Source organism: uncultured Arcanobacterium sp., assembly GCF_947253055.1.
Classification (GTDB): domain Bacteria; phylum Actinomycetota; class Actinomycetes; order Actinomycetales; family Actinomycetaceae; genus Arcanobacterium_A.
In genome coordinates, this window is sequence record NZ_CAMXYE010000085.1 from 1 (window position 1) to 5,284 (window position 5,284).

Genomic DNA, 5,284 nt, shown 5'->3' on the forward strand with positions numbered 1-5,284 from the left:
GGCGCGCATTGACCATAAGAGTTAAGAGTAAAGCGCCGAGCGGATTAAAGGTAGAGAGAAGTAGCCCGATAGTTATGAATTCCATCGAACCAGCAAAAATAAGAGCGCTCATAAAAATCGGGTAGAGCGGAGAGAATCCTTTGCTGCACATAAGGAAGCCATAAGAAATGGCTAGAAAAAGAAAACCTAAGCCGATGGGGAGGCAGTAGGGGAGGGCGGATTGAAAAGCTTTTATTTTCATTGGCACCTCCGTTATCTCTGTAAATTCTCCCGTTATCTCTGTAAATGCTGCGTTATTTCGACAAGAAAGTTTAGGTTTCACGATACTAGTAAAAATTAGCTAATTAAAATTGCGAGCAGTTACTCTGCGCACAGTTATTCTGCGCACAGCTAGTAATAATTGGGCCGCTCAGTTTTAGAAATGTAATGCAAATTTCTTAAGGAGATTCTCTCAGCGCTCTGCCGGCTAATAAATGGTATTTTAAGAGCATGAAAGCCATTATGAGTGTCACCGGTATCGATCACACGGGAATTATTGCTGCCGTTTCTACGGCACTAGCAGAACTAGAAGTAAATATAATTAACGTTTCGCAGACTTTAATGAGTGGATATTTCACCATGATTATGGAGCTGGAATTTTCGGAAACTCAGGTGGGAATATCTCTCATTCAGACGCGGCTCGCCGAGGTGGCGGCGGAGCAACAGCTGGTAATTAAAGTGCAGGCGCAATCTCTTTTTGACGCCATGCATAGACTTTAATAGCGCCCTAAACTTTAATAACGCCCTATATCCCCCTATCTGCCAGTAATTTAGAAAATAAGCGAAAGAAGAAACGGAAAGAAGAACGGCATGGATACTGCTCCGGAAATTCTCGAAACTCTCCGCATGATAGAAGAAGATAATCTCGATGTGCGCACGGTAACCATGGGAATATCGCTGTTGGAGTGTATTGATTCCGATGTAGAGGCAGCTTGTGAAAAAGTCTATCGGCGTATCACTAAATTGGCGGCTAATTTGGTGCGTACGGCCGACGAAGTGGCACAAGAACTAGGAGTGCCGGTAATTAATAAGCGCATTTCGGTGACTCCGATAGCGATATTGGCTGCTGCGTGCGGCGCAGATCCACTTCCTTTTGCACAGGCTTTAGACCGTGCCGGTAAAGCCATAGGAGTAGATTTTGTAGGTGGTTACAGTGCTTTAGTGGAAAAGGGCTGCACTAAGGCAGATATAGCGCTTATTCATTCGCTTCCGCAGGCTTTATCGGAGACTGATCTCGTCTGTGGTTCCTTAAATATTGGCTCTACGCGCGCGGGAATCAATATGGAAGCCGTGGCGGAAGCCGGCCGGCAAGTGGTGGCACTGGGTAAAGCTCCGGCAGCTAATGCCGGTTTAGCGGCTGCTAAGTTTGTAGTATTTGCCAATGCAGTAGGAGATAATCCTTTTATGGCGGGCGCTTTTCATGGGATAGGGGAAGCGGATTCGGTGATTAGCGTGGGAATTTCCGGCCCGGGTGTAGTGGAGCGGGCTCTGCAGAAAGTGCGCGGCCGGCCTTTTGAAGAGTGTGCGGCTGCTATTAAAAAAGCTGCTTTTCAGATTACACGTATGGGGCAGCTAGTGGGGCAAACTGTGGCAGAGCGGCTCGGAATACGCTTTGGCATCGTGGATATTTCCCTCGCTCCCACTGCGAAAGTGGGAGATTCCGTAGGTGCTATTTTGGAAGAACTCGGAGTGGAATCTGTGGGGGCTCCCGGCACCACAGCGGCTTTGGCTTTGCTCAATGACGCCGTGAAAAAGGGGGGAATGATGGCGGTGAATTCGGTCGGCGGGCTCTCCGGTTCCTTTATTCCAGTTTCGGAAGACGCCAATATGATTGCGGCGGTGGAGCGAGGTTCTATTTCTTTGGCGAAATTAGAGGCGATGACGGCGATTTGCTCGGTCGGTTTAGATATGATCGCTATTCCGGGCGATACGCCGCCGGCCACTATTTCCGGAATAATTGCCGATGAAGCAGCTATTGGAGTGATGAATTCTAAGACCACTGCGGTGCGGTTGATTCCGATACCCGGGAAAAAAGTAGGTGATATGGCTGAATTCGGAGGATTGCTCGGGAGAGCGCCCGTAATGGAAGTGAGCCGTTTCGCTTCCGAAAAATTTGCCGAACGGGGCGGGCGGATTCCCGCGCCTATTCACGCTTTGAAAAATTAAAGAATAATACGATGCTTAGCAAGCGGCGCATAGTCAAGGTTTCTTTCTTCTGGGTATTACTCAGCAGTCTTTTTCTCTCGCTATTTTCCGGGTGGGGAGTGGCGATGGCTGAGCGCCCAGCTGAGAGTTCTGCTTCGCCGGTTGCTAATTCTGCCTTGCCGGTACCGAGCGCAACTAATTTGCCTGCCGTTGCCGGTACTGCTTCCGAATCTGCGCCGCTCGTCGTAATCGGTTTTTCCGGCGTACGCTTTTCACATATAGATCGAGCTCGTACCCCGCATTTAGCCGATTTCTTAGAAGACTCTGCTGCTGCTAACTTAGTGGTGCGCACGCATGCAGATACTACTTGCCCAGCCGCTGGCTGGCTCACCTTGGCGAGCGGCGCTCGAGCTAGCTTGCCGGATTCTGCTACTTTTTGTATGCCGGCGTTGGAGCAGTCGCCGGCTGCCCCCTATCAGATTCCCCACTGGGTAGAAATAGCTGCCGCCAATCGAGGAAATCCCTATCACCCCGAATTGGGAAAATTAGCAGCGCAACTGCGCCAGCATTCGATAAGTGCGGGCGGAATAGGCCCGGGAGCGGGATTAGCTTTAGCAGATCATGAAGGAATAATATACGGAGAATATGCGGGAGCTCCGCGTGATGACGACGGTTTTAAAAAGGCCTATCAGCAGGTAAAAGAGAAAAGTTTCGTAATAATAGATGCGGGAGCTGCTTGGGAAGATGCTACTCCTGCTGCTTCTACTCTGCCGCCGCGTCTACAGGCGGCACTGCGGGCTCCACATCCAGATAGTCCCCAATTTTTAGCGCAAGTAGCGGAAATAGATGCGCGCATCGGGGAATTACTTCCTCTCATTCCTTCCACTCACAACGTACTTCTTCTCTCGGTGGCAGATGGAGATAGCCAAACTGCGCGTATGCAATTTTTTGCGCTCCGGCGTTCTGGGGTTCTTGCTGCTGCCGATGCGGGAAAGAGCGCGGGAGCTAATGCGGGAAAGAGCGCGGGAGCTAATGCGGGAAAGAGCGCGGGAGCCAATGCGGGAGCTAGCGCAGGAGCGAGAGAAAATTCAGCTCCACAAATTTCTAGCGTCCCAGCTTTAGCTGAATCTCTTTCTACCCGCCAACCTGGCGTGGTACAACTTACGGATATTTTGCCCACTATCACGCAGCTGCTGGGTGCGGTAGCTGCGGAAAATGCCGCAGCTGCGCAAAATGATGCCGATAAGCCAGCTCTCACGGGTACTCCTTCCGCTGCTGATTTTCCGTTGCAATTGAAATCTGATCAACGCAGCGGAGAGGTGCGCGCCGCCTACTTAGCAGACAAAGAGCTCCGTGCGGCCTTGGTGCGCTCCGGAGTAGCGCCTTTCTACTTCACTTTTGGAATTGGGGCGATTGCCGTCTTACTTGCCGTTTTGCTCTATAGACGCGCGCAGCGCAAATCTTCTCCCGGTTTGCCACCGGCAAAAATATGGCCTCTTCCACCGGCATTATTCTATTTTTGTATTTTCATCGCCGCTTTGCCGCTCAGCACTTTCCTCTTAAATCTTTTCCCCTGGTGGCGGCTGGCGCGGGCAGAAATATGGCAATTGCCGCTCCTCCTGATTTTTGCCGCCGCTCTAGCTCTTCTCATCGTGCCCGCCCGCCGCTGCTCGCCGCTGGCTCCCGCTTCTATAATTGCTGCTCTAAGTGCTAGCACTCTCGCTATCGATGCGCTCTGTGGCTCTCCTTTGCATTTTTCATCTATCCTGGGTGATCAGCCACAATCCGGCGGTAGATTCTACGGCTTCAGCAACGCCCCCTTTGTAATTTTTGCGCTTTCGCTGCTCTTCACGGTGGGCGTGATCCTCGGATATCTACGAAAGAAATCCGCTTCTGCTTCACTTCGTTTGGCTGTAATAGTTATCTTGGCGATTCTCGGTATCTTTATCGACGGAGCTCCGCAAATAGGTGCAGATTTCGGAGGGCCACCGGCTCTCTTCCTAGCTTTTTTGACGCTTTTTTTCTTAGCTCGGGCGCGCGGTTTTCGTCTCTACCAACTGTGCCTAGCCTTTCTAGGCGGGGCTTTGGGAATGTTCGGGGTGGCCTACCTAGATTGGCGCCGCCCGCCGGCAGTGCGTTCACACTTTGGAAAGTTTTTTGCGCAGCTTATCGACGGTAAAGGTGCAGAAATAGTGATGCGGAAAATCACGCAGCTTCTCACCTCCGTCCCCTTCTGGGCGTGGGGAATCGGAATCGCTATTGCGCTGGGAATAGGTTGGGCGCTGTGGAGCTACCGCCGGAAAATTCGCGCAATTACGCGGGGGAAAGCAGAGAATTTCCCGCTTTCTGCCGATATCTTCAGTGCCGGTATTTCCGGTCTGGTAGTACTACTTTGCGGAATGCTTATTAACGATTCCGGCTTAGTGATGCTCTGTATCGGTCTTTGCTACGGTGTGCCGCTGTGGCTCAGCTGTTTTTCCGCCGCGCCGCCCACCAACGCGGTAGCACCGCCCGCCACACATCCACATACTGCCGCCCGCGATGAAGTTGACCGGCAAAATCATTAGCGCTGGCGCGGTGCTGTAGCGTGCAAGGCACTTCCTGCAGCCGATATCCCGCCTGTAGCAAATCAATACTCATTCCCACTTCTACGCCCCAACCAGCGGCGAGCGGCAGCGCGGCCGAAAAAGCTTCCCAGCTTAAGCAGCGTTGGCCAGAAAGCGGCTGGCGAGCTTCCCAGCCGGTGAGCTGGTAAATATATTTCCGCCCCAAGCCCGTGACGAAACCATGCCCGCCGGCGCCTTTCTGGGCAGGTAAAAGCGCTATCGTGCAATCTGCTTTTCCGCTGCGCACCGGCTCGATAAGGGGAGCGCAGGCAGAGGCAGAATCTCCTAGATCTGCATCAGCGAGCAGTAAAGCCACCGGTAGCGGGGGAGTATCCTTCGAAGAATGATAATTTCTTGCCTCCGCTAGGTAGCGGTAGCCACTCTCCAGAGCGGCTGCTTTGCCGCGGTTTCGCGAATGCGTAATTACTTCCGCACCTGCGCGGCGGGCAATTTCGCCAGTACTATCGGTACTGCCGTCGTCTATAACTACTATC

The 5,284-nt window shown here is 52.2% G+C and carries 5 protein-coding genes; 3 read left to right on the forward strand and 2 right to left on the reverse strand.

The genetic code is table 11. From position 1 onward, the window contains the following. Positions 1 to 241: AzlC family ABC transporter permease (locus Q0X35_RS05845; RefSeq protein ID WP_297566470.1), on the reverse strand; the 241-nt coding region annotated here is incomplete at its 3' end. Between the two features lie 248 nt (positions 242 to 489). Between Q0X35_RS05845 and Q0X35_RS05850 the strand changes: the two genes are divergently transcribed. The 3 genes from Q0X35_RS05850 (at position 490) to Q0X35_RS05860 (ending at position 4,751) form a co-directional block, all read left to right on the forward strand. Then, a complete protein-coding gene (locus tag Q0X35_RS05850; protein ID WP_297566472.1) occupies positions 490 to 759 on the forward strand; it encodes an ACT domain-containing protein in 270 nt (89 codons plus the stop codon). A 90-nt stretch (positions 760 to 849) separates the two neighbouring features. Continuing rightward, positions 850 to 2,205, forward strand: a complete 1,356-nt coding sequence (locus Q0X35_RS05855) for a PFL family protein (RefSeq protein WP_297566474.1) — start codon at positions 850 to 852, stop codon at positions 2,203 to 2,205. An 11-nt stretch (positions 2,206 to 2,216) separates the two neighbouring features. Beyond that, positions 2,217 to 4,751 carry a hypothetical protein gene (locus Q0X35_RS05860; RefSeq protein ID WP_297566476.1) on the forward strand — a complete coding sequence of 845 codons (2,535 nt, stop codon included), beginning with the start codon at positions 2,217 to 2,219 and terminating at the stop codon, positions 4,749 to 4,751. On the opposite strand, the gene Q0X35_RS05865 is transcribed toward Q0X35_RS05860, so the two are convergent. Beyond that, positions 4,651 to 5,284, reverse strand: a 634-nt coding sequence (locus Q0X35_RS05865) for a glycosyltransferase (RefSeq protein WP_297566478.1), incomplete at its 5' end; no start/stop codon positions are given. The genes Q0X35_RS05860 and Q0X35_RS05865 overlap by 101 nt on opposite strands.

Coding starts and splice junctions, on each gene's coding strand:
- Q0X35_RS05855 (WP_297566474.1), top strand. CDS start 850: ATGGATACTGCTCCGGAAATTCTCGAAACTCTCCGCATGATAGAAGAA.
- Q0X35_RS05860 (WP_297566476.1), top strand. CDS start 2,217: ATGCTTAGCAAGCGGCGCATAGTCAAGGTTTCTTTCTTCTGGGTATTA.
- Q0X35_RS05850 (WP_297566472.1), top strand. CDS start 490: ATGAAAGCCATTATGAGTGTCACCGGTATCGATCACACGGGAATTATT.